At 49.7% G+C, this 23019-nt stretch carries 20 protein-coding genes; 7 read left to right on the top strand and 13 right to left on the bottom strand.

Annotated elements, in window-relative coordinates:
- Positions 1-2: 2 nt before the first annotated feature.
- The 6 genes from AC50X8_RS15940 (at position 3) to AC50X8_RS15915 (ending at position 5947) form a co-directional block, all read left to right on the top strand.
- Positions 3-1253, top strand: coding sequence for a glutamate-5-semialdehyde dehydrogenase (locus AC50X8_RS15940; RefSeq protein ID WP_494864401.1), 1251 nt, complete (start codon positions 3-5; stop codon positions 1251-1253).
- A 45-nt stretch (positions 1254-1298) separates the two neighbouring features.
- Entirely contained in the window at positions 1299-2180 is an 882-nt protein-coding gene (proC, locus tag AC50X8_RS15935) for a pyrroline-5-carboxylate reductase (RefSeq protein WP_494880312.1), read from the top strand.
- Positions 2177-3397, top strand: a complete 1221-nt coding sequence (locus tag AC50X8_RS15930) for a 2,3-diketo-5-methylthiopentyl-1-phosphate enolase (RefSeq protein ID WP_099519980.1) — start codon at positions 2177-2179, stop codon at positions 3395-3397. Before proC ends, AC50X8_RS15930 begins: the two co-directional genes overlap by 4 nt.
- Positions 3394-4065, top strand: coding sequence for a 2-hydroxy-3-keto-5-methylthiopentenyl-1-phosphate phosphatase (locus tag AC50X8_RS15925; protein WP_056028670.1), 672 nt, complete (start codon positions 3394-3396; stop codon positions 4063-4065). The genes AC50X8_RS15930 and AC50X8_RS15925 overlap by 4 nt, the downstream gene beginning before the upstream one ends.
- A complete protein-coding gene (gene mtnB, locus AC50X8_RS15920) occupies positions 4065-4715 on the top strand; it encodes a methylthioribulose 1-phosphate dehydratase (RefSeq protein WP_494880310.1) in 651 nt (216 codons plus the stop codon). The genes AC50X8_RS15925 and mtnB overlap by 1 nt, the downstream gene beginning before the upstream one ends.
- 191 nt (positions 4716-4906) lie before the next feature.
- The gene (locus tag AC50X8_RS15915) at positions 4907-5947 is read left to right on the top strand and encodes a MerR family transcriptional regulator (RefSeq protein WP_056028677.1); all 1041 of its coding nucleotides are present in this window, start codon (positions 4907-4909) and stop codon (positions 5945-5947) included.
- 22 nt (positions 5948-5969) lie between these two features.
- Here the strand turns inward: AC50X8_RS15915 and AC50X8_RS15910 are convergent, their stop codons facing one another.
- A complete protein-coding gene (locus AC50X8_RS15910) occupies positions 5970-6842 on the bottom strand; it encodes an SDR family NAD(P)-dependent oxidoreductase (protein WP_494880307.1) in 873 nt (290 codons plus the stop codon).
- 144 nt (positions 6843-6986) lie between these two features.
- Here AC50X8_RS15910 and AC50X8_RS15905 point away from each other — a divergent pair, with 144 nt between their 5' ends.
- Positions 6987-7451, top strand: coding sequence for a MarR family winged helix-turn-helix transcriptional regulator (locus AC50X8_RS15905; protein ID WP_056032632.1), 465 nt, complete (start codon positions 6987-6989; stop codon positions 7449-7451).
- A 184-nt stretch (positions 7452-7635) separates the two neighbouring features.
- Here the strand turns inward: AC50X8_RS15905 and argC are convergent, their stop codons facing one another.
- The 12 genes from argC to dinG all read right to left on the bottom strand — a co-directional run bounded on the left by argC (position 7636) and on the right by dinG (position 23008).
- Positions 7636-8589, bottom strand: a complete 954-nt coding sequence (gene argC / locus AC50X8_RS15900; protein ID WP_056028683.1) for an N-acetyl-gamma-glutamyl-phosphate reductase — start codon at positions 8587-8589, stop codon at positions 7636-7638.
- Between the two features lie 112 nt (positions 8590-8701).
- Positions 8702-11119 (bottom strand): RNA polymerase recycling motor HelD, encoded by a 2418-nt coding sequence (helD, locus tag AC50X8_RS15895; protein WP_494880305.1) that lies wholly within the window; start codon positions 11117-11119, stop codon positions 8702-8704.
- A 334-nt stretch (positions 11120-11453) separates the two neighbouring features.
- Complete coding sequence (locus AC50X8_RS15890; RefSeq protein ID WP_081418556.1) at positions 11454-12329, bottom strand: sugar phosphate isomerase/epimerase family protein; 876 nt, start codon at positions 12327-12329, stop codon at positions 11454-11456.
- Between the two features lie 197 nt (positions 12330-12526).
- Positions 12527-13216: a DnaD domain protein gene (locus AC50X8_RS15885; RefSeq protein ID WP_494880303.1), complete on the bottom strand. Its 690-nt coding sequence runs from the start codon at positions 13214-13216 to the stop codon at positions 12527-12529.
- A 33-nt stretch (positions 13217-13249) separates the two neighbouring features.
- Complete coding sequence (locus AC50X8_RS15880) at positions 13250-14473, bottom strand: acetate/propionate family kinase (RefSeq protein WP_494880301.1); 1224 nt, start codon at positions 14471-14473, stop codon at positions 13250-13252.
- Complete coding sequence (locus AC50X8_RS15875; protein WP_056028690.1) at positions 14473-15345, bottom strand: 3-hydroxyacyl-CoA dehydrogenase family protein; 873 nt, start codon at positions 15343-15345, stop codon at positions 14473-14475. The genes AC50X8_RS15880 and AC50X8_RS15875 overlap by 1 nt, the downstream gene beginning before the upstream one ends.
- A gap of 158 nt (positions 15346-15503) precedes the next feature.
- Positions 15504-17000: an AAA family ATPase gene (locus AC50X8_RS15870; RefSeq protein ID WP_056028693.1), complete on the bottom strand. Its 1497-nt coding sequence runs from the start codon at positions 16998-17000 to the stop codon at positions 15504-15506.
- A complete protein-coding gene (locus tag AC50X8_RS15865; protein ID WP_056028696.1) occupies positions 16993-17535 on the bottom strand; it encodes a hypothetical protein in 543 nt (180 codons plus the stop codon). The genes AC50X8_RS15870 and AC50X8_RS15865 overlap by 8 nt, the downstream gene beginning before the upstream one ends.
- 146 nt (positions 17536-17681) lie before the next feature.
- Positions 17682-18209 (bottom strand): hypothetical protein, encoded by a 528-nt coding sequence (locus AC50X8_RS15860; RefSeq protein WP_056028699.1) that lies wholly within the window; start codon positions 18207-18209, stop codon positions 17682-17684.
- Positions 18209-19510, bottom strand: a complete 1302-nt coding sequence (locus tag AC50X8_RS15855) for an amidohydrolase (protein ID WP_494864594.1) — start codon at positions 19508-19510, stop codon at positions 18209-18211. The genes AC50X8_RS15860 and AC50X8_RS15855 overlap by 1 nt, the downstream gene beginning before the upstream one ends.
- Positions 19491-20147 carry a redox-sensing transcriptional repressor Rex gene (locus tag AC50X8_RS15850; protein ID WP_046232083.1) on the bottom strand — a complete coding sequence of 219 codons (657 nt, stop codon included), beginning with the start codon at positions 20145-20147 and terminating at the stop codon, positions 19491-19493. The genes AC50X8_RS15855 and AC50X8_RS15850 overlap by 20 nt, the downstream gene beginning before the upstream one ends.
- Positions 20144-23008 (bottom strand): ATP-dependent DNA helicase DinG, encoded by a 2865-nt coding sequence (gene dinG / locus AC50X8_RS15845; RefSeq protein WP_494880299.1) that lies wholly within the window; start codon positions 23006-23008, stop codon positions 20144-20146. Before dinG ends, AC50X8_RS15850 begins: the two co-directional genes overlap by 4 nt.
- Between the last annotated feature and the right edge of the window lie 11 nt (positions 23009-23019).

Raw genomic sequence — 23019 nt, 5'->3', positions numbered from 1 at the left:
CTATGACAAGCGAAGTTGTCCAAAAAGCCACATTGGCAAAACGTGCTGCAAGTATTATGAACACCGTAACGACCGACCAGAAAAATGCCGCACTGCTTACGATCGCTGACGCTTTAATTAAGCATACAGCTGATATTATTGAAGCGAACAAGCTCGATTTGAAAAATGGAGAAGCAGCCGGCACTAGCCGCTCCCTGCTCGACCGTCTCGCTCTCGATGAGGCAAGAATTGAAGCAATTGCTCAAGCGCTCCGTGAAATCGCTGATCTGCCTGACCCAGTTGGCGAACTGCTGGAGCAGTTCGACCGTCCGAATGGACTGCATATTGAAAAATCACGTGTTCCGATCGGCGTTATTGGCATCATTTATGAAGCGCGTCCGAATGTGACGGTCGATGCGGCTGGATTATGTCTCAAAACTAGCAACTGCGTCGTGCTCCGCGGCGGCTCGGCAGCACTTGAATCGAATCGCAAAATTATCGAGGTGCTGCGCCAGGCGCTTGAGTCGACGGCATTGCCAGCCGATGCCCTCCAGCTCATTGAAGATTCCGATCGCGCGTCGGTCAATGAAATGCTCAAGCTGAACGGACTGCTCGATGTTATTATTCCACGCGGCGGGTCAACACTCATTCGCACCGTCGTTGAAAATGCTACCGTTCCGGTTATTGAAACCGGCGCAGGCATTTGCCATACTTATATTGATGCGAGTGCAAACGTGGAGATGGCGGCCAGCATTTCGCTCAATGCCAAAGCACAGCGTCCATCCGTCTGCAACTCCATGGAAACGCTGCTTGTACACGAAGCTTTTGCCAGCGAGTCGCTTCTCTCCATTGCTGAGCAGTTTACAGCAGCAAAGGTGGAGCTTCGCGGCTGCGAGCGCGTTATGAAGCTTATTCCGCACGCCAAGCAAGCGACGAATGAGGATTACGCGACAGAGTATAATGACTATATTCTGAACGTGAAAATCGTAGATAATCTGGATGAGGCCATCGCTCATATTAGCAACTACGGGACGCAGCATTCCGAATGCATCGTTACCGAGGACGCAGGCAATGCAGCCCGCTTTATGCAAGAAATTGATGCGGCTGCCGTCTATCACAATGCTTCCACTCGCTTCACGGATGGCTTTGAATTCGGCTTTGGCGCCGAAATTGGCATTAGTACGCAGAAGCTTCATGCACGCGGTCCTATGGGCTTGCCTGCACTCACATCAACCAAATACCGGATTACCGGCTCTGGACAAATTCGCGGCTAATTAAGCGTTCACTTTACGATTTCGAAAATATGGGAGGAAACCGTTATGCCAATAGATACAGACACCAAGACGATTGATCGCATTCAGTCGCTGCAAATCGCTTTCTACGGCGCAGGCTCCATGGCGGAAGCCATCGCCCGGGGCATGATTAATCAGAACCTGACGCAGCCGAAACGCATTGCAATGCTCAACCGGCAAAATGCCGATCGTTTGAACGAGCTTAACAGCCAGTATGGTGTTCAGACGATTTTGCAAGGCTCCTCGAACGAAGCTTTTCTGAAGGAAGCCGATATTATTTTTCTCGCCATGAAGCCAAAAGATGCAGCCGAAGCCATTGCAGGCATTAAGCCTTTTATTTCGGAGCATCAGCTTATTATTTCGGTCATTGCCGGACTATCGATTTCTTCGATTGAGCTGCTTCTTGGCCGCAAGCTGCCTATCGTACGCACGATGCCGAATACGTCCTGCACGATCGGGCTCGGTGTTACAGGCATCAGTTATTCCGAAGCGGTGACGAAGGAGCAGCAGCTGCTGGCGGAAGCTATTTTCCAATCCGTTGGCATCACCTCCGTCGTTGAGGAGAACTATCAAGACGCCATTACCGGCGTATCGGGCAGCGGCCCGGCTTACGTGTATTATTTTATGGAATCGATGATTGATGCGGCGAAGGCAATGGGCCTTAGCAAAACGGCTGCCAAGGAGCTTGTCACGCAGACGGTGCTTGGTGCAGCGGAAATGGTACGTGCAACTGGCGAGGAGCCTGCCGAATTGCGCCGCAAAGTGACATCCCCGAACGGGACGACACAAGCAGCGCTTGAGCTGATGAGCCAGCAAGGTTTGGCAGAGACAATTGCCAGCGGCATGAAGCGTTCCGCCGAACGCGCAGCCGAAATCGGAGCCGATATTGAAAGGAGCTTGAAAAAATGAGTGAATTTTGCATTGCTACCTACCGCAGCTTTGATGATAAAGCTGATTTTGATAAAAAAGCGTTATCCATTGCCGTCGGCCTGACGGTTGGAAGCTGGACCGATTTGCCGGAAGCGCGCAAATCCGAAATGGAGAAGCATCTCGGCAAAGTATTGTCCGTTGAGGTGCATGAAGGCGGAGAAGGCAATCGCTACGCTGATATTCGCATCGCCTATCCAGATATCAACTTCAGCCGCGATATCCCTGCCCTGCTCGTTACGATTTTCGGCAAGCTGTCGATGGACGGACGAATTAAGCTGATTGATATTGAAGTTTCACAGTCGTTCGGCTCTGCTTTTCCGGGTCCGAAGTTTGGCTTGCAAGGCGTTCGCGGCCTACTCGGCGTACAGGAGCGTCCGCTGCTGATGAGCATCTTCAAATCTGTTGTCGGCCATGATCTGGCGAACTTGCAGGAGCAGTTTTATAAGCAGGCGCTTGGCGGCGTTGATCTGATTAAAGACGATGAAATTTTGTTTGAAAATCCGCTGACCCCGCTGGAAAAACGCGTTGAGGCTTGTATGGAAGCTGCCGAGCGCGCCCAGCAGGAAACGGGCCAAAAGCTGCTGTATGCTGTCAATTTGACGGGCCCTACTTCGCAGCTTGCTTCTCAGGCGCGCAAAGCGATTGCTGCTGGAGCTAACGCCCTGCTCTTTAATGTGCTGGCTTACGGCTACGATGTGCTGCATGAGCTGAGCAAAGATCCGTCGATCAGCGTACCGATTGCTGCGCATCCGGCTATGGCAGGAGCGATGTATCCTTCGCCGCACTATGGCATTGGCGCTTCCGTGCTTCTGGGCAAGCTTATGCGCCTTGCGGGAGCTGATCTCGTGCTGTTCCCTTCTCCTTACGGCTCGGTCGTTATGCCGAAGGAAGAAAATCTCGCCGTCAAGGAAGCGCTGCTTGCCCCATCCAGCGAGCTGCTCACCAGCTTCCCTGTTCCATCCGCGGGCATTCATCCGGGCCTCGTGCCGCTTATTTTGCGCGACTTCGGCACCGATGTAGTCGTCAACGCTGGCGGAGGCATTCACGGCCATCCGATGGGCACCGCTGCTGGCGGACAAGCCTTCCGCCTCGCGATTGATGCAGCGATGAATGGCATTCATCTGCGCGATGCTGCCGCAGCTCCTGGCGGTGAAGCACTGCAAGCTGCTATTGACGCTTGGGGGATTAAAGAATGACAGCAGCAAAAAAACGCATCGTGTTCTGCGATTTCGACGGAACGATTACGGTAAACGATAATATTATTGCGATCATCCGCCATTTTAACCCGCCAGGCTGGGAGCCGATTGTGGAGCAGACGATTTCACAGCAAATATCCATTCGTGAAGGGGTAGGCAAGCTGTTCCGCCTCCTCCCTTCTTCTATGCAAAAAGAAGTTGTCCATTTCGGCATTACGAATGCGCGCATTCGCGAAGGGTTTGGCGAGTTCCTCTCCTACTGCCGGAAAAATGATATTGAATTTTACGTGACAAGCGGCGGTATAGACTTTTTCGTCTATCCGGTGCTTGAGCCATTCGATATTCCACAGGATCATATTTATTGCAATGGCCATGATTTTAGCGGTGCTAATATTGAAATTACATGGCCGCATCCGTGCGACGGACAATGCAGCAATGAATGCGGCATGTGCAAAACGACGATTATGCGCAGCTTCCCCGCTGAGCAATATGAACGTATTGTCATTGGCGACAGCGTGACGGACTTTGAAGGCGCAAAGCTGGCGGATGCTGTTTTTTCCCGCTCGCACCTGACGACGAAATGCCAGGAGCTTGGCCTGCCTCATTCCGAATATGAGACGTTCCATGATATTATTCGCGTGCTTGACAAGGGAAAGGATGAATCGTAATGACATTTGAGCAAATTACAACCGAGCAGAAGCAGAAGGCGCTCGCTGATCTGCGTGAAGTAAAGGAGCTGTTCGCCTCGCGCGGCTGGTTCCCTGGCACAAGCGGCAATCTGTCCGTGCGCGTAGGGGATTTCGACCCCGAGCAGTTCCATTTTGCCATTACGGCAAGTGGCAAGGATAAGACGGTTCATACACCAGAAGACTACCTATTCGTCGATAAAGAAGGCCAAGCTGTCGAAGCGACTAAGCTGAAGCCTTCGGCGGAAACGCTGATCCACTGCGAAATTTACCGCCAGACGGGCGCAGGTGCTATTTTTCATGTGCATACCGTCTTTAACAGCGTCATCTCGGAATGGTTCTGGGATCGCAAATCCGTGCCGGTTGACGGCGTAGAGTTAATTAAAGCTTTTAATATTTGGGACGAAGAAGCGCATATTGACATTCCAATTGTGTCCAACTTCGCCAACATTCCGCAAATCGTTCCTGAAGTAACGGAGCGCCTGCAGCCCGAAATTCCCGGCATTTTGCTGCGCAAGCACGGCATTTATGCTTGGGGTGCGAATCCGTTTGAAGCGAAGCGCCATTTGGAGGCGTTTGAGTTCATTTTTGAATACGTGTATCGCTGGGAGCTGTTGAACGGCCGCAAATAAAGCGCTGTTTCAACGGTAGGCTATATTAGGATCATACTAATAAATAAGACTAAGAGCTGTCTCGATGCACACCCGTGCAGAGGCGGCTCTTTTTTCAAGACGTAACCAGCTGTAGAATGAATGAGCAATTTTGAAAAAAGCTTGACCTTTACGTTAGGGAAAGGTTCATGCTTAGTAAAGGAGGGATGACGGTGAAAGTATTTGAAGCTGCACGGCTGCTGGATACAACTCCGCGTACGCTGCGATTTTATGAGGAAAAAGGGCTCGTTACGCCCACGAAAGCGCGCGAAAACGGCTATCGCCTGTATAGCGAGGAAGATATAGAGCGGCTGCGATGGATTATTGCGCTCCGCGAGCTTGGCATGCCGCTGGCTGCCATTGGCGAGGTGCTGCAAACGGCACGCCAGCCTGATGATTTTCTGCGATTAGCCGATCGTGCGCGGGCTCTCCTCTATGAGGAATGGGTCGCAGCGGGGCAAAAGCTGCAGGCGCTTGATGATACGATAGCCAAATGGAGGAGCCAACCACAGCCTGAGCTTGGCGCCGCTGAGGATGCAGCGGAAAAGATGAAGCATTCCCGCTCCCAGCGAAGCAGCTGGAATGATCGCTGGGATTATGATCGTCTAGCGCTGGAGCATGGCGAGGCTGCCCCAATGGCTGCATTGGCAAAGGTGCTGACTCCCTTCAGCTATGAACAAGCGTTAATGAAGACGCTGGAATGGATTGATCCGATTGCAGGCGAGTACGGCGCCGAGCTTGGAGCGGGAACCGGCAATCTGTCTGTCAAGCTCGCAGAAGCAGGTGTACGCTTAACAGCAATTGAGCAATCGGTGCAAATGCTGAGCATTTTGCGCCGGCGTCTGCCGCATGTGGATGCAAAGCTCGGCAACCTGCTCACCATACCACTGCCGGATCGAGTATGCGCCTTCATTGCTTGCAGCTTTGCAATGCATCATTTGAATGATTCCCAGCAGCTGCTCGCTCTGGCTGAGATGGATCGAATTTTGCTGCCTGGAGGACGAATGGCCATTATCGATATTAGCAAGGATAGCGAAGCAGCAGCAGACTCAACTAAATTTGCCGCTGCCGGGCAGCCTCTTGCTGCAGCTATTGAGCCTTTCCGTTTGCATGAGCTTCAAAGCTGGCTCCAGTCGCGCCGCTACTCCATCTTCGTTGAGCGCTTGGAGAGCGCTGCGGTCATGCTTTTTGCGGTAAAATCGGAACAGTCATAATATACCGGCGTAGGCCCGTTATTTAAATCCATTCCTTTTGCTTTAGCAATTGCTGTGTCTCTTTCCACAGCCTAGACTGCATTGCCAGATCGCCGCCTGGGTGCACAGGAAGGATCGATTTCCCTGTCCCAACGTTATAATATCCGCCAGTAAAACCTTCGTATTGCGAATCAACTGCTAGGCGGGTAATAATCTCGGCACCTTTGCGCGGATCTCCAATTCGCAGCCATTTTAAAATTCGTTCAAGCAGCGGGGCAAACCAGAGCTCGCGGCCAAGTCCGGTTACATTAAATCCGGGATTGAGCGTATGAACAGCTACACTCGTGCCAGATAATTGACGGGAAAGCTCTCCTGCAAACATAATGTTCAACAGCTTCGTTTTTCCATAGATGGCTGACGAGCCCCTCGCTGTAAAATCAGCGGTATCCGTCAAATCTTCAGGCAGCGTCAGCACCCCATGATTGCGGGACGCTTCTGATGCCACATTGACAATTCTCGCTTTGTTTGAAGCCTTGAGCGACGGCAGCAAAATTTTCGACAATAGCCAGGGAGCCAAATAGTTGACGGCCATCATTTCCGAGAAGCCTTCGGAGGTGATCCGCTGTTTAAAAGCATGCAGACCCGCATTATTTACGAGCACATCGATTTTGGGATAGGTTGACTTGATTTCTTCCCCTATCCGTTTCACATCCGCCATAATAGATAAGTCACCGTAAAAAAAGACCATTTCTGAATGAGGCGCAACCTCATTAATCCTTCTGGCTGTTTCCTCCGCTCGTTCTCTGCTTCTGGCAGTTAATGCAAGCTTCATGCCGCGCTTGGCTAAATCCATGGCCGCAATCTGTCCAATGCCGCTGGTCGCTCCTGTTATGACAGCCACTGATTTCGTATCCATACGTTTCTCCTCCATCACGCTGAATTTATTTTGACACCTTCTAGGCAAAATCATATAATTGACATAAATCAACTATATGATTTTATTTGATATATGTCAATTATATTCAAGTATAAATCTATGGAGCCAACGGAGATGATTATTATGGACAATAACCCATCAGAGCAGCTTGCACCGAGAACACAGCTTGAGCTAAAGCTTGGTGAGCAGCTTAATGCGCTTATCAGCGCCTCCCACGCCTTGAATGTCAGAGCTGCTGCGCGGTTCGACTCTAGCTTGCAGCCCGCCGCTTTTTTAATTGTACGGTGGCTCCTCTCCTATGGGGCAACTAGCGCCACTGCTTTAGCCGAAGCAACAGCTATGGACCGCAGCTCCGTCAGCCGTCTGGTCAACCAGCTTAAGGGGCTGCACTATGTACAAAGTGAAACGGCTCCTGAGGATCGCCGCGGCGTACGCTTATCCTTAACCGAGCTTGGACGGGAACGAACTTTAGAAGCCTTGAAGGAAAAAGAATCCGCCTTCTATGCCAGCATTTCACAATGGGATGATGCCACGCTGCAGCATTTCACCGAAATGCTCCAAAATTTCAATAGCTACAATTTGAAATAGCACATGTACAATTGAAATAAACGATTAGACCAGCCTGACTATAAGAAAAATCGGTTGCCATGGACGAAAAAAATAGGCCAACCAGAAATCTGGTTGACCTATTAGAATAACAATACAGCTGGACCAACGCATTTTTATTGAAATAACGTTACTCGATAGCAGAAAATGTTTTGCCTAAACGAATTTAGTTCAACAAGCTATTCCCTTCATCCAATCCAAGCATGAGATTCATATTTTGCACTGCAGCCCCTGATGCACCTTTTCCTAAATTATCGTACCTTGAAATAATATTCACCTTGCCCTTTTGTCCAAAAACAAAAATTTCCAATCGGTTCGTGTTATTGCACTCCGAAATCATGAAGTGTCCTTCATCAAGGTTTGCTTCTGAATCGTATGGCATGACATGTACAAAACGCTCCGATTCAAAATACGCGGACAATGCTTCATGCACCTCTTTTGCAGAAGCGTTTTTGGACAAAATCCTGCTAATTAAGGGGACTGACATCGCGAGTCCTTGTGCATAATTAGCTTTTATGGGCGTGAATAATGGTTCATATAAAAGTCCTGAATACATCAACATCTCAGGTATATGCTTATGATTATGCTGCAGCGCATAATGCCTTGGAACATGGAGCTTTCTTTCAGCTGCTAATACTGAATTCTCATATTCCTCTATTCCGCTTTTGCCAGCTCCGGAATAGCCAGTCAAGGAATAACACGTTACAGGGTAATCTTCTGGAAGTATGCCTGCTTCAATTAGCGGTCTAATCGTAAGAATAAAACCAGTTGCATGACAGCCTGGAACGGATACTCTCGATGCGGACTGTATGAGTTCTCTTTGATTTTTCAACTCAGGCAGACCATATACCCAGCTTTTATCCGTTCTAAAGGCAGTGCTGGTATTAATGATTCTTGTTTTGTCATTTTTCACAAGCTCAATTGACTCTTTAGCAGCCGAATCGGGCAGACAAAGAAATACGATATCTGCACTATTAAGGAATTTACTTCGTTCTTCAGGATTTTTTCTTTTGTCAGAGTCAATTCTGAGAACTTCAATGTCCGACACCTTAGACAGATACTCAAAAATCTTTAAGCCCGTCGTGCCTTCTTGTCCGTCAACAAATACCTTATATGTCATAAAGCTCTCCCCTACCATGCATATATATTCTTTATAATGAATAATTATACACAACTATATTGCTTTAATCAACTTTCATTTGCAAAGTTTATGACACGTCTTCCCCGATCCATCAATATGCTGCTTCCTCATACAAATTCGCAGGCAATGACTGCATGAACGGCGACCAATTGCCCGTCGTATAAAGGTGAAGCCGATGCATGGCCCGCGTACATGCCGTATAAAGAAGCTTGCGTTCGTTTTCCTGTCCATAAGCTTCGGGCGAAGCATCATAGATCAAAACTGCATCGAACTCGACACCCTTGGCGAGATACACGGGAATGACCATCACTCCTTTTTCAAAGCCCAGCGTCTCCTTCGTAATGAGCTGCAGAGCTGCGCCTCCATATATCCGCAACGATTCATGAGCTTCCCGGCTTTCGGCAGCGGTCTTCGTAATGACGGCGATGGAATCGAAGCCTTCGGCCCTGAGCGCCGCGATGTCTGCCATTATTTGCGCATCACGCTTCTCCCCGCTGTCCATTCTCGTCAGAAGGGGCTTGTGGCCTCGCCTTTCAAAAGGTGCAATTTCTTCCCCGCCTGGAAGCATCGATCTCGTAAATTCAACTATCTCCCTGGTTGAACGATAACTGCGTACAAGGCATACTAGGCTCGTTTCGGCTTCGCCATAAAGGCGGACCAGCGGCGAGTCGGATGCGGACAAACTTGTAGCCTGCATGAAGATCGCTTGCCCAAAATCACCGAGCACCGTCATCCGAGCACGTGGAAACAGCTTTTTTAAATATTCATATTGAAACGGCGAATAATCCTGACCCTCGTCTACGAACACATACCGGATTTCCTTGTTCGTCCGGACGCCTTCGATCAGTTCTTTTACATACAAATAAGGAGTCGCATCCTCGTAGAATAGCTCATTGCGAAGCAGCGATTCCTTCGTTTGCCTGCATATTTCAGGCCACAGCGGTGGGATGACAGCCCCATTCGTTTTCTCTTGATAAGCGGCTTCGTCAACAAACAGTTGGCCATATATGCCTTTAATATCTACGAACGAGAGCTTCTTCACCATTTTCCTTAGCGGTTTAAAGCATTCTTTCACGATCCTGCGGCGGTGCAGCTCTTCCTCCCTTGTGGCGAAGTCAAAGTCGCCTTCATCTTCCCGAAGCTTGTTGCTTATTTTCTCGCGAACTACCGCGTATTGTTCCGCAATGTCGAATACTTCCTTATCTTTATGCAGCATTCCGAAAACTTCCGCGTACTGCTCGGCATCGAGATAATTCAGCTCTTCCTGCACCCAAGGCGCTTCCCGCTCCTTACGTTCCAGCAAAGCCAGTTCTTTCAGCAGCCATTCCTGTAAAAGTTCGATACGATTGAGCAACGGCTGAGAACGGTCATATTCGTAAAATTTCGCTTTTATTCGCTCTGCGGCAATCAGATCGCGTTCCCGAAACCGGATACCGTTGAATCGCATGCCTTTTTGTCCCAACCACACGCCATAGTCCTTCAGGGCTTGCAGGAAAACCTCGGAAGCTTTATATTCGATCCCCTGAAGTCGAGCCTCATACCCCGGCACCCCTTGTGCGGTCAGTACATATTCAATTTGATCAAAAGCATCCTCCGGCCGTAACGAAGAACCTAGCCAATAGTCGAGATATTCTTGAAAAGTCGTCTGCTGTATGTTCTCTTCACCAAGCTCCGGTAGGACGGTGGAGATATAACTGGTAAACATCGGATTCGGCGAAAAAAGAACGATTTGATCGGCCTTGATCGACTGGCGATGTTTGTACAGCAAATACGCCACTCGCTGCAATGCCGCTGAAGTTTTGCCACTGCCGGCCGCCCCCTGTACGATAAGCATCCGGCTTTTTTCATTGCGGATGATGATGTTTTGTTCCCTCTGTATGGTGGCCACGATACTCTTCATTTGCGAGTCCGCCCCTTTGCCGAGCACTTGCTGCAGCAATTCGTCTCCGATCGTCTCGCTCGCGTCAAACATGCTCTGGATTTGCCCGCTTTGAATCTGAAACTGGCGCTTGAGCTCCATCGTCCCTTCGATTTGTCCAGCTGGCGTGACATAAGACGCTAAGCCAGGGGAATAGTCGTAGTAAAGGCTCGCGATGGGCGTACGCCAGTCATAAATCAGAAAGCTCAAACCGTCATCGTCGATGAAGGAAGATACGCCAATATAGATTTGCTCGCTGAAGCCCAGACCATCCTCCTGAAAGTCGAGGCGTCCGAAATAAGGAGATGGATGCAGACGTTTCATGCTGTCCCATTGCTGCGCCAATAGCTTGCGGCCCCGCTCCCGTTCGGCCAATACCGCGGACTGCTGGTTAATCGTGTAGAAGGTTTCTTCGAAATCTTCTTGCGTGCTTGTGTTGATCGTAACCTCTTCCCAAAACCGCTTGCGGATGTCCGCAGCTTGATCGCGCAGCCCGGCAACCTCCGGCTCCAATTCAGCGATCCTCGCCTGCAGCTTGTTCCTGATCCATTCCAGTCTCTCCTGTTCTTGCCGCCAATCCTTCGTATCCATTCTCCTGAACACACTCCTTTTTCCGTTTTTCCGGGATAAAAAAGAGCATTGACAAATCAAAGTTCCAGATGTACAATTAAAGTGGGAATAAAATTGGATACATCTTTAATCTGCATTGTCAATGACGCTATCGATTATATCATGGCGTTATTTTGCGTTCAATCTATTTTTTTTGTTACCCCTCCGGTAGAGCAGAACACTGGCCCGAATTCTAGACCGTTTAAACAAACTACCGCGGAATTAAGCGGCCATGAGAGGAGCCTTGCATTTAGCAGGGGTCCTCTTTTTTATTTCAAGCCTGATACGAAATGATTCTGCTACTTCATAATTTAGGTTAGCGGTATCGTCTAATAAACTCGACAGCTTTGCGAATATCCTCCTCTGGCTGCGTACCAACCTCGCGCTCAATCGTCAAATAGCCCTGATACCCGATCGTCTGTATCATCTTAAAATAAGCATCAAAATTTACGCGGCCCTCGCCAAGCGGCAGCTCTGAAAAGTCCGGGCCTTCGGACGCCATTTGCGCGATTTGCCCATGGTCCATTTTTTCATAGCCTAGCGCTCCATATACTTGCCGGGGATCCACAACACGGTGGCGGACGCCATCCTTCACATGCGTATGCATAACATAATCCCTTAGGAGGTACAGCCCATTCACAGGATCATCTCCAGTAACCATGACCATATTCGCCGGATCAAAATTAACCGAGACGCCCCGCGAGCCTAGCGTATCAAGGAATGCCTTCAGATGCGCCGCTGTTTCCGGCCCCGTCTCAATCGCAAAATACGCCTGTTGGCTAGTTGCATAATTCGCCAGCTCCTCGCACGCCTGCTGCATGGACGCATACACTTCGCTATTCGGATCGTCCGGTACGATGCCAATATGGGTCGTAACAATGTTTGTCCCCAGTTCAACCGCTAAATCCAGAATGCGTTTGGATTTTTCGATTTTTAACGGATTGGCCCGTTTATCCTGAAAACCATGTCCACCTAAATCGCCGCATAACGCCGATATTTCAAGCCCTAGCTGGGCAATTTCGTCCTTGAGCTGCTTGCGTTTGACTCCTGTCAGTACAGCAGGGTCCATTTCTCCATCCACTGCATATATTTGTACACCCTCCGCTCCAACATCCTTTGCCAGTCGCAAGCCTTCGCTTACGCCGACGCCAAAGCTATCGACAATTACTCCAATTTTGTTTGTAAGCTGCACGCTCTGCTCATCTCCTTTAATCAAGTTACTTCTTAAATTCGCTTCTCACTAGCAGAGTTCCTACCTCTCGTAAATAAGCAACCAAAAAGCCTAAAAAAAACAGCCGCCACCCTATAAAGGATGACGGCCGCCGCTATATTCAATCCATAGACGCATTGATTCACTTCACTTGCATAATAACCAGACGCTTCCTGCGCTTATCCCCTGCCGCCGCGAAAACGCTGCGCATGGGCGCGAGCTTCATCCTCGTTCGTTACACGATTGCGGCTCCACTCGATTAAGATGCGGTCAATGTAGCGGAAGCTTAGCTTCCCGGCAAATACCGCTTCCTTAAGGGCAAAGCGAATAAGCTCTTCCGCATATTTATCCTCGTCCATCCACCCGCTAATGGTCTCGCATTCGATGGGGGATAGCAGCCGGCCAAACTCCTGTTCAAAAATATTAAACAGATTGACCGGATTTGCAACGCGCTGCACCGGCTGGCGCTGTGCTTTCTCCGCTTTTTTCGACTCGCGTTTTTCCAGAGCTGCCCATTCCGCTGCCTTTAGCAGCCAGCCGCTCCAATTATACTGCTCGGATTGGATACCTGTTTGGGAGTCCAAGTGCTCATCTATCGCTAGGAAACCTTCTTTCATCAGCTTCCCAAGCTGCTCGACAATGCTGCGCTCGCTTGTGCCCATACGCTCCGCCAGCTCGTCTGGCGTCGGGAAACCATTTTCCTCCGTTTCCCGAAATGCCTTAAGCTGCAGCAGCAGCAGCAGCTCGCTATCCGTCAGCCCAAGCTGCCGATAAGAACGCAGCAGCACGGCGTAAATATGCACACCGCCCTCCTCCATTACAGCCGCCATACCGCGCGAGTAAGCTTTCCAGATGTCATCATTGCTCACTGCTTGCCCGCCTTTCCGTTAAACCTGCTTTCTTTAAACGTTTGCTTCTCCAGCAGCCTGTGCTTGTACCAGTGTATACGTATCGCGAGCGATCAAGAGCTCTTCATTCGTAGGAACAACCAGCACCTTCACGCGCGAAGCCTCTGTCGAAATAACCCGCGCTTCCTTGCTGCGCTTTGCATTTTTCTCTTCATCCAACTCAATGCCAAGGAAAGTAATGCCATCGCATACCGCTTTGCGAAGCGCCGAAGAGTTTTCGCCAACGCCTGCTGTAAACAGCAGGACGTCAATGCCGTTCATCGCAGCTGCATAAGCACCGATATATTTACGAACGCGATACGTGTACATATCAAAAGCAAGCTTCGCATTACGGTCGCCTTCCTCCATCGCTTCCGTTACTTCGCGCATGTCGCTGCTGATGCCTGAAATCGCCAGCATGCCGCTATGCTTATTCAGCATGGAATTAACTTCGCTAAGCGTCAGCTCTTCTTTATTCATGACGAAAGGAACGATCGCCGGGTCAAGATCGCCGCTGCGCGTACCCATCATTAAACCTTCAAGCGGGGTCATGCCCATGCTCGTATCAAACGATTTGCCATCCAAAATCGCCGTGCAGCTTGCGCCGTTTCCAATATGCGCTGTAACCATTTTAAGCGACTCCAGCGGCTTTCCAAGCAGCTCTGCACCTTGCTGGCTCACATATTGGTGCGATGTGCCGTGGAAGCCGTAGCGGCGTACCTTGTGGCGACGGTAGAGCACCTGCGGGATTGGGTATAGGTAAGAGGTGTTCGGCATCGACTGGTGGAACGCTGTATCGAATACAACAGCCTGTGGAACGCCCGGCATATTCGCCTCAACCGCCGTAATCCCCATCATATGGGCTGGATTATGCAGCGGCGCCAGATCAAACAAGCGGCGAATTTCAAGCTTAACCTCAGGTGTAACAAGCGTGGAGCTGTTGAATACTTCCCCGCCATGCACAACGCGGTGTCCGACCGCCTCTATTTCATCCATTGTCGCAACTGCGCCATGTTCCGGATGAGTCAGCATGTCGATAACCTTTTTAACTGCCGTCACATGGTCCAAAATTTCGCTCACATCGCGCACTTCCGGCTTGTCCGCTGGTTCATGCGTTACGATAGAGGAATCCATGCCGATCCGTTCAACTCGGCCGCTTGCCAGCACCGATTCATTGCGCATGTCATAAAGCTGATATTTTAGAGAAGAGCTTCCTGCATTAATAACGAGTACTTTCATTAGATCCGATCCCCATCCTTGTCATATTTGAAAAAGCCAACGCCAGTTTTCGCACCCAGTTGGCCAGCACGCACCATTTTTTTCAAGACGATGGAAGGGCGGTATTTGAGCTCGCCATATTCGCGGAACATGCGGTCCAGTGCAGCAAGCACCGAATCGAGACCGAAGCGGTCTGCCATCTCGAAAGGACCGTGCTGGAAGGAATAGCCGATACGCATCGCGCTGTCGATGTCTTCCGCAGAAGCAACGCCTTCCTCCAATACGTGCAGAGCTTCGTTTATGAACAAGCAAATAAGGCGGGATGTTACGAATCCGGGAGATTCAAATACCATGACGCCTTTTTTATGAATAATTTCTTCAACGAAATGTTTCGTGCTCGTAAAGGTATCCTCGCTCGTTTTAAGACCACGAACAATTTCTACCAAATCGATTTTGAGTACCGGATAGATGAAATGAAGTCCAATCACCCGTTCCGGATGTGCAGATGCGCTAGCCAGCTCCGTCAAGCTGAGCGTCGACGTATTGCTCGCCAAAATAACATCAGCGCCGCAAATGTCGTCTATTTGGCTAATGACAGCCTTCTTGCTTTCCAAGTCCTCGGTAACCGTCTCAATGACCAGTTCGCATTCGGCCAGTGCATCATAAGACAAAGTCATATGAATACGATTCATAATCAACTTCTTCTCCGCCTGTGTCAAAGCCCATTTCTCGATTTGTTTGTCCAGGCTAAGCTCGATCATTTGCCTGCCATATGTCAATCGTTCTTCCGAAATCTCGATTAAATGAACGTCCAGCCCATTAGAGGCCAACATTTCAGCAATACCCTGGCCCATTGTTCCTGCGCCAACTACGCCAACTTTTTTAATAGACATGATTCTCTCCTTGTCGTTTCCCTACAGCATGTAAATGAGAAACATTCTCTTTATAGTTATGTTCAATGTTTATTATAACGGTTTTCTGAAAAAAAAGAAGACAGACATGTCGTCTGCCTTCAAATTGTAATAAATTGAGGATTATTCATGCTGAATTATTATGCGCTATGTGACAACTTCTTAAGCAATTCACGAAATTCAATGCCGCTGAGCGTTTCTTCACGGATCAGGACATCAAGCGCGTCCAGAAAAACTTGACGCTTCGTCGCCAGCATCGCAGTCGTCTTGGCCATTAAATCGTCAAGGATGGAGCGATTGATCTTCGCCCAGGCGTCAGGCGTCATCATTTCGGGATGAATAATGCCGAGCTCCGTTAAGCCTGATTCGACGAGCGTACGAACAATGTTCATCGCCTGATCAAAGTCGCCACGCGACCCTGTGCTGCGATTGCCGTAGAAGATTTCCTCAGCCGCCGCCCCACCAAGCGCAATCATAATTTGCCCATTCAGAAAATCCCTCGTATATAAATAACGGTCCTGCTCTGGATTATGACGCACATAGCCTAGCGCCTGACCACGTGGGGACAAGGCAACCTGAGATACGCTGCCCGGGCGGAGCAGCTCTGCTGATATCGCATGGCCGAGCTCATGCAGCGCCACACGCTCGCGCTCCTCCTTCGTCGCCTCGCGATCCGTCTTCTCGCCCATCATGACCTTGTCAATCGCCATAGCCAGATGCTGCTCTTCAATGACCTCGCTTTGCTCCCGCATCGCATAAATGGCGCCTTCGTTCATGACGCTCTCAAGCTGTGCGCCGGAGAAGCCGAACGACTCAGCAGCTACTTTCTCCAGCTCCACTGTATCGGCAAGCGGCTTGTTGGCCGCATGGATATTCAATATTTGATAGCGTGCTTTTTTGTCCGGCAGCTCCACACCAATATGGCGGTCGAATCGTCCGGGCCTCAGCAGTGCGCTGTCGAGCATTTCCTTACGGTTCGTTGCCGCAATAATGAGCAGCCGCGGTGCCGTATCCGCATGAATGCCGTCCATTTCCGTAAGCAGCTGATTAAGCGTTTGATCATATTCCCGATGCTGTCCGCCATCGCGCTTGCCGCCGATAACCTCGATCTCATCGATAAAAATAACGGCGCTTTCCTTGCCCGCTTTCTTCGCTTTCGTCCGCGCTTCTTTGAATAAGTCACGAATCCGGCCTGCCCCGACGCCGACGTACATCTCCACAAATTCACTGCCGGAGGCAGCCAAATAAATCGAATCGGTATATTGCGCGGCTGCCTTCGCCATTAGCGTCTTCCCGGTTCCCGGCGGTCCCGTCAGCAAAATTCCCTTCAACGGCCGAATGCCGAGCTTGCTCAGTTCCTCATGCCGGACTAGAAAATCGAGCGCCTCGATCAACTCCTGCTTGGCACGCTCCTGTCCGCCAATTTGCTCAAAGGAGAATGGCACGCTGTCCGATACCTTCCGCCGCTTCGTACCTGAAGCATGTGCAAGCTTTCCTCTGCCGGTCGCTAAATAAACGACAGCAGCTGCGATAATGACAAGCAGCACAAAAGGCATTAAATTCACATTCACAAATAAAAGAAAGGCAATCAATACCGGAATAAAACCAATTGCCATTTCGATGCCGTATTTACGCATAACTGGACACCTCCAGCTGTGCGGCTACACGCGGAAGCACGATATACTTCGTAGCCGTACCATCTTTCAGCGTAATGTATATATTGGTGTCATCCATATCGGTAACGGCGTGAACACCTGAATGTTCATCCGCCAAAGCTTTCAACGTCTCAGGAATAGTCGAATAGTTTTTGTGCTCCATCGCTTCAGCCACTTTGAATAGAGACGATGACCAAAGCTGATCCAGCTTGGCGTTCGAGCTTGTATTCGCAATATCGAGCTGAATGTCGCGGCCTCCAATGACAGATTTGCTTTGCCCCGCTATCGTTTCATATACATGCTTTAAATCCGCTCCAGCTGAAAGCGTCAGCGGGAAAGTAATACGGTCCGTATCCATAATAGGTGTCTCGGATGAAGCAATGCCTTCTATTGAATCAACCGCCTTGGCAAGCGGAGCTGCGAATGCAACCTGATGATAAATAAGCCAGCCTCCAAATAAAACGAGGGCGGACGCAGCAGCTGTTAGCAAAATCGGCATAATCTTGAGTTTGAACATCGTAAAAATCCCCCTCTCAAAATGACGGTGATATACCAAACGCATATCCACTCCGATACACGAAAGTATATCACATCGCCTGTTGAATAAGGGGGTGTAATAATAGCCAGCAATTCCAACTGTTACAGCTAAGGCATCCATTACAGCTAGGACGCCTTGTCACCTACTAAACTATATTTCTTCAAAAATGCGCCATCGCGGAACGAATAATACGCATAATAATATTTCGTTATCGCTTCATCACGGCTATAAAAAATTTCCCATACCGGCTCGCCGTTCAGCAAACCCGGCTGTGTTCTTTTAATATCCGCATCCGGCTCGCTGCCCAGTAAAGCAGTATCCGCCTGCTCTTGAGTAATATGCTCGGTCGCTTTCACCGTGAGCACAGGACCTTCCGCTGTCGTTAGAAATACATAAACGTCTTGTTCATCAGCCGTATTCCCTTTTACAACCCAGGAAATGCCATCCCACACCTGCTTCGTCATCCCGGTGACTTCCGTCAACTGCGCGGCTTCAATAGCATGCGCTTTAATAGGGGCTTCCTCTGCCCATAAATCCTTATGCACAGTTCGGTAATAAACAATCGTAACGGTCAGCAATGCGATAACAAAAATAACTGAAATAAAGACAGCCCGTTTTACCGTCCAAAACGGCTTTCTCGTTCTCGCCCGCATTATGCCTTCAACAGCCTCTCGAAGCTCGCCTGAGCATCGTGACGAATTTTCTCCTCATCAAGCAGCGTGCATTCGCCATCCCGTACAACTTGGCGGCCGTCCACCCATACATGCTTAACGTCGCGGCCAGAGCCGGCATATACCAAATGGGACACAATATCCGTCTGTGGATAAAAATGCGGCTGTTCAATATCGATCGCGATGAAGTCAGCCTTCATGCCAACGCGCAGGCGGCCAATGGAATCCTCCTGCCAAATGGAGCGAGCGCCGTATACCGTTCCCATACGCAAAGCTTCAATGGCTGGCACAACCGTAGGATCGCCAGAAACACCTTTATGCAGCAAAGCCGCAAGATTGATTTCCTTGAATAGATCAAGATTGTTGTTGCTCGCCGCGCTGTCCGTGCCTAATGATACAGTTACACCTGCGCGAAGCAAAGCAGGCACGCGGGCAATGCCGCTTGCCAGCTTGAGGTTGCTGACCGGGTTATGCGATACGGCTACTTTGCGTTCAGCCAGCAGCGCAATTTCCTCGTCATTCAAATGCACCGCATGAGCAACGAGCGCCGGACGCGAGAAGAAGCCTAAATTGTCGAGATGCTGAACGGGACGAACGCCATAATCGCGAACGTTCTGCTCTACTTCGGCAATCGATTCTGACATATGCGTATGCAGTGGCAAATCATAATCATGAGCGGCCTGAACAAATTTCTCAATATAATCTGGCGGGCATGTATAAGGCGCATGCGGCGAAATCATCGTCGTAATCCGGCCATCGGCCTTGCCGTTCCAATCGCGTGCGAAAGCAATCGCTTCCGCCAGCTTAGCTTGCTGTACATCCTCCGGGCAAAGGCCGATGACGCCGCGCGTCAGACAGCCGCGAATGCCGGACTGTTCAACAACTTCGGCCAGCTGGTCCATGCGGTCATACATATCCACGAAAGCTGTCGTACCGGATTTAAGCATTTCCACCACGGCAAGCGCGCTGCCCGCACGGGTATCAAGGTCGATGTATTTGCCTTCCATCGGCCACATTTTTTGCTCCAGCCATACTTGCAGGTTTTGATCATCGGAATAGCCGCGCAGCAAAGTCATAGCCGCATGTCCATGCGTGTTTACTAGACCCGGCATAAAAGCAAGCTTGCTGCCATCCAGCTTTTGCACATCGGCTTGCAGCCCAGTTGGAGCTTCTGCTCCGATATATGTAATGCGATCATCGGTTACAACCATATGCCCTTGCAGCACATGCTCGCCATCCTCCATCGTTACAAAACGTCCATTTTCAATCCAAATTTGGCTCATTTTCGTCATCCCTTTCCCTCTCCAAGTAATAGGCCAGACTTAGCAGCTCTTTCGTAAAGTCAGCATGATGTATGCGAATTTCCTCAGGTACCTTCAATATCGCTGGGGCAAAATTAAGCAAGCCTTCAATGCCGGCGTCAATAAATTGATTAGCAACGTTTTGCGCTTCAAATCCGGGAACGGTTATAATGCCGATCCGGATATTGTTTTCCTCCACCGTTTGTTTCAGCATATCCATCGGCATAACGGTCAAATTATTAATTTGCGAGCCGATTTTAGATGGATGCACATCAAACACCGCGATGATTTTCATATTGTCTTTGGAGTATTTATTATAATTGCACAGCGCATGGCCTAAATTACCAGCTCCGACAAGGGCGACATTTATCGTCTGATCAAGCTTGAGAATTTGGCGGATTTTTTCAATTAAATACGTCACATCATAGCCGATGCCCTTACGGCCAAAATCGCCGAAATACGCCAAGTCCTTGCGGATTTGCGCCGGATTCAAATCCAGCTTGACGCCAAGCTCCTGGGACGAAACGGTCTGCACCTCCCGGTTGTTCAGCTCGTTCAGCACTTGCAGGTAAATGGGGAGGCGTCTTACGACGGCCTCCGATATTTTCGTCTGCTTCACCCGTTCTCCTCCTCCCTCTCGGCACCAAGCCATTCTTTCATTCTCGGTACAATTTGCTCTATATGCATATGCTCAATTTTCGGGCCAGGCAAGGAATACAGAAAATGCTTGCCATAATACGTTTCAATCACTCGCGTATCATAAATAATGACAATGCCTTTATCCTTCGCCGTTCGCACGAGCCTGCCGAATCCCTGCTTGAAGCGAATAACCGCTTGCGGAATTGACAGCTTCATAAATGGATTTTGCTTTTGGCGCTGCAGCAATTCCGACTTCGCTTCCAGCAGCGGATGATTGGGCGGTTGGAACGGCAATCGGACGATGGCAAGGCAAGTCAAGGCTTCGCCTGGAATATCAACGCCTTCCCAAAAGCTGCTTGTACCAAGCAGTACGGACTCTGGCTGCTGTAAAAAACGACGCGTCAGCTTCGTACGATTGCCGCTGTCGATGCCTTGGCCCAGCACTTGAATGCTGGTGGCCGCGAGCGCCGCTTTAAGCGGGTCATATACCTGCTTGAGCATTCGGTAAGAGGTGAACAGCACCAGCATTCTGCCATTGGTCTGCTGCACTGCATCTGCCAAAGAAGAGACGAGCATTGAAATAAATGCGGGCTCGCCCGCCGAGCCTTTAAGAACAGGGAAATTGCGCGGAATAATGACGAGCGCCTGCTCCCGGTAATTAAACGGCGATGCCAGCTGCACGGTGCGCAATCTGCCCGCCTCTTCAAAGCCGCTAAGTCCAAGCTGCTCTTCGGCGAACTGGAATGACTTTTGCACCGAAAGGGTGGCTGACGTTAAAATAATGCTGTCCTTCACATCAAATAAATACTGCTGAAGCTGGCTGCTCACATCAATCGGCACCGCATAAAGATGCAGCGAGCGATGCTTGTAGGTCATGTTGGCTTCCAGCCAGAATACGTCAGTCGTCTGATCGACTTTCATAAAGCTGCGCAGATCATCCTTAACTCTCGTCAAATCGCGCAAAACGCCATTCAGATCCGTTACAAGCGCCTGTACGGCCAGCTCATCGATGCGGTCTTTAATTTCCTCGGACATTTTCTCAGCTGTCTTCAGCACGCGAATGAGCTCCGTATGAATATTGGTCTCTTCGGCGAGCACTTCGGACCAGCCTTCCGGCAGGCTATCGCCTCGCAGACGATAAACGGATTGATTGTTTTCACCCATCGCGTCAGGAGAAGCTTGCACAAAGCTGTACAGCATTTCAAACAGCCTCTCCCAATGCTCCTTCACTTCCGTGAAGGTCGGGATAATGGTGTCAATCGTTTCAAGCCAGCCTTGAACCCGCTCATCGCTTTCCTGCTGAAGATGAATGCGCAACGATGGCAGCAAGCCGGAACGACTATCCTTGAACATCCGCGTAATCGCATTCGTTATCGAATAATAGCCGAGCTGCATGCCTAAATGCTTGCTGGCTACTTCCTCCACATGATGTGCTTCATCGACAATCAAATGGCTGTAAGTCGGCAGCAGCCGATGATCCGCTTGAATGTCTGTAAACAGCATGGAGTGATTCGTAATGCACACATCGGCAATATTAGCTTCATGCTTAGCACGATGGTAATAGCAGCGTTTGAACCAAGGACAAGCCCGGTTCAGACAGGAATCTGCATCACTGGCAACGGTCGACCAGAAATCAGTCCCCTTGTTGCTGAAATTCAGCTCTTCCTGATCGCCTGTTTCCGTCTCGCCCAGCCAAACGACCATTTGCGAGGCAGTAATTGCATCATCAACGGGGGACATCATATCCCTCGTATTTATTTTACTTTCAAATTTGCGCAGGCACAAATAATTCCCTCTGCCCTTGAAAATAGAAGCTCGGAACTCTATCGGCAAAATCTGTTTAAGCAGCGGCACATCGCGATGCCTTAGCTGCTCTTGCAAATTAATGGTATGCGTGCTGACGACTATCTTCTCATCTTGACGGATACCATAATAGAGCGCTGGAATCAGATAACCGAGAGACTTTCCTGTACCTGTACCCGCTTCAATGAGCAAATGGCGTTTGCTGTCCAGCGAATCAAACACTTCATGGAACATCGTCATTTGCGCTTCGCGTTCTTCATAATTCGGGAATTGCTCAATAAAACGCTGCTTGATTTCATCCAAATATTGCTCGAATGACATATCCTGCAAAGGCGAGGCTCCCTCTTCGCTTCGCGCGGGCTTTTCCTCTGTCCATTCTCTGGCTTTCAACGCAAACTGGTTGAAAAAATCATAATCCGGAACACCCATAACGATGTTCTGTTCCACCTGCTTAAGCGTCAGCGTAATAAACCAGCTTAAATCGCTGCCATTGTCTACAAGCGAAGATAACCGCTGCAAAGTCAGCAGCGGCAAGCTCCGTAGCTTTTGAACTGATTTGGCAAATATAACGGCGGTCGCCATCGCATCGCTATCAGCGCGATGATGATGATCATGCGTAATGCCGAACTGCTCAGACACAGCACCAAGCTGGTAAGACGTAATCGATGGAAAAAGAATGCGCAGCAGCTCAATCGTATCGAGCCTGCGCCCTGCAAACGTGTGGTAGCCGCTGCGATCAAGCGCTTGGTTCAGAAAACCAGCGTCAAAATTGACATTATGCGCGACAAGCACCGCATCATCAAGCAGCGGAATCATATCCATCAGCACATCAGACAGCTCAGGAGCATCCGCCACCATTGCCTCGTCAATGCCCGTTAGCTGCGTAATAAACGGTGGTATCGCAATCGTTGGCTTTACAAACGAATTATACGTATGAATAACTTCAAGATCATCATCAAGGAGGACCAGCCCCACCTGCAAAATATCATCGGAGGCGCTGTGTCCGGTCGTTTCCAAATCAAGCACTGCATATTTCATAAAATAAATCC

The sequence above is a fragment of the Paenibacillus sp. JT22N15 genome, from assembly GCF_059383755.1.
This window is presented reverse-complemented; position numbering and strand designations above follow the sequence as displayed.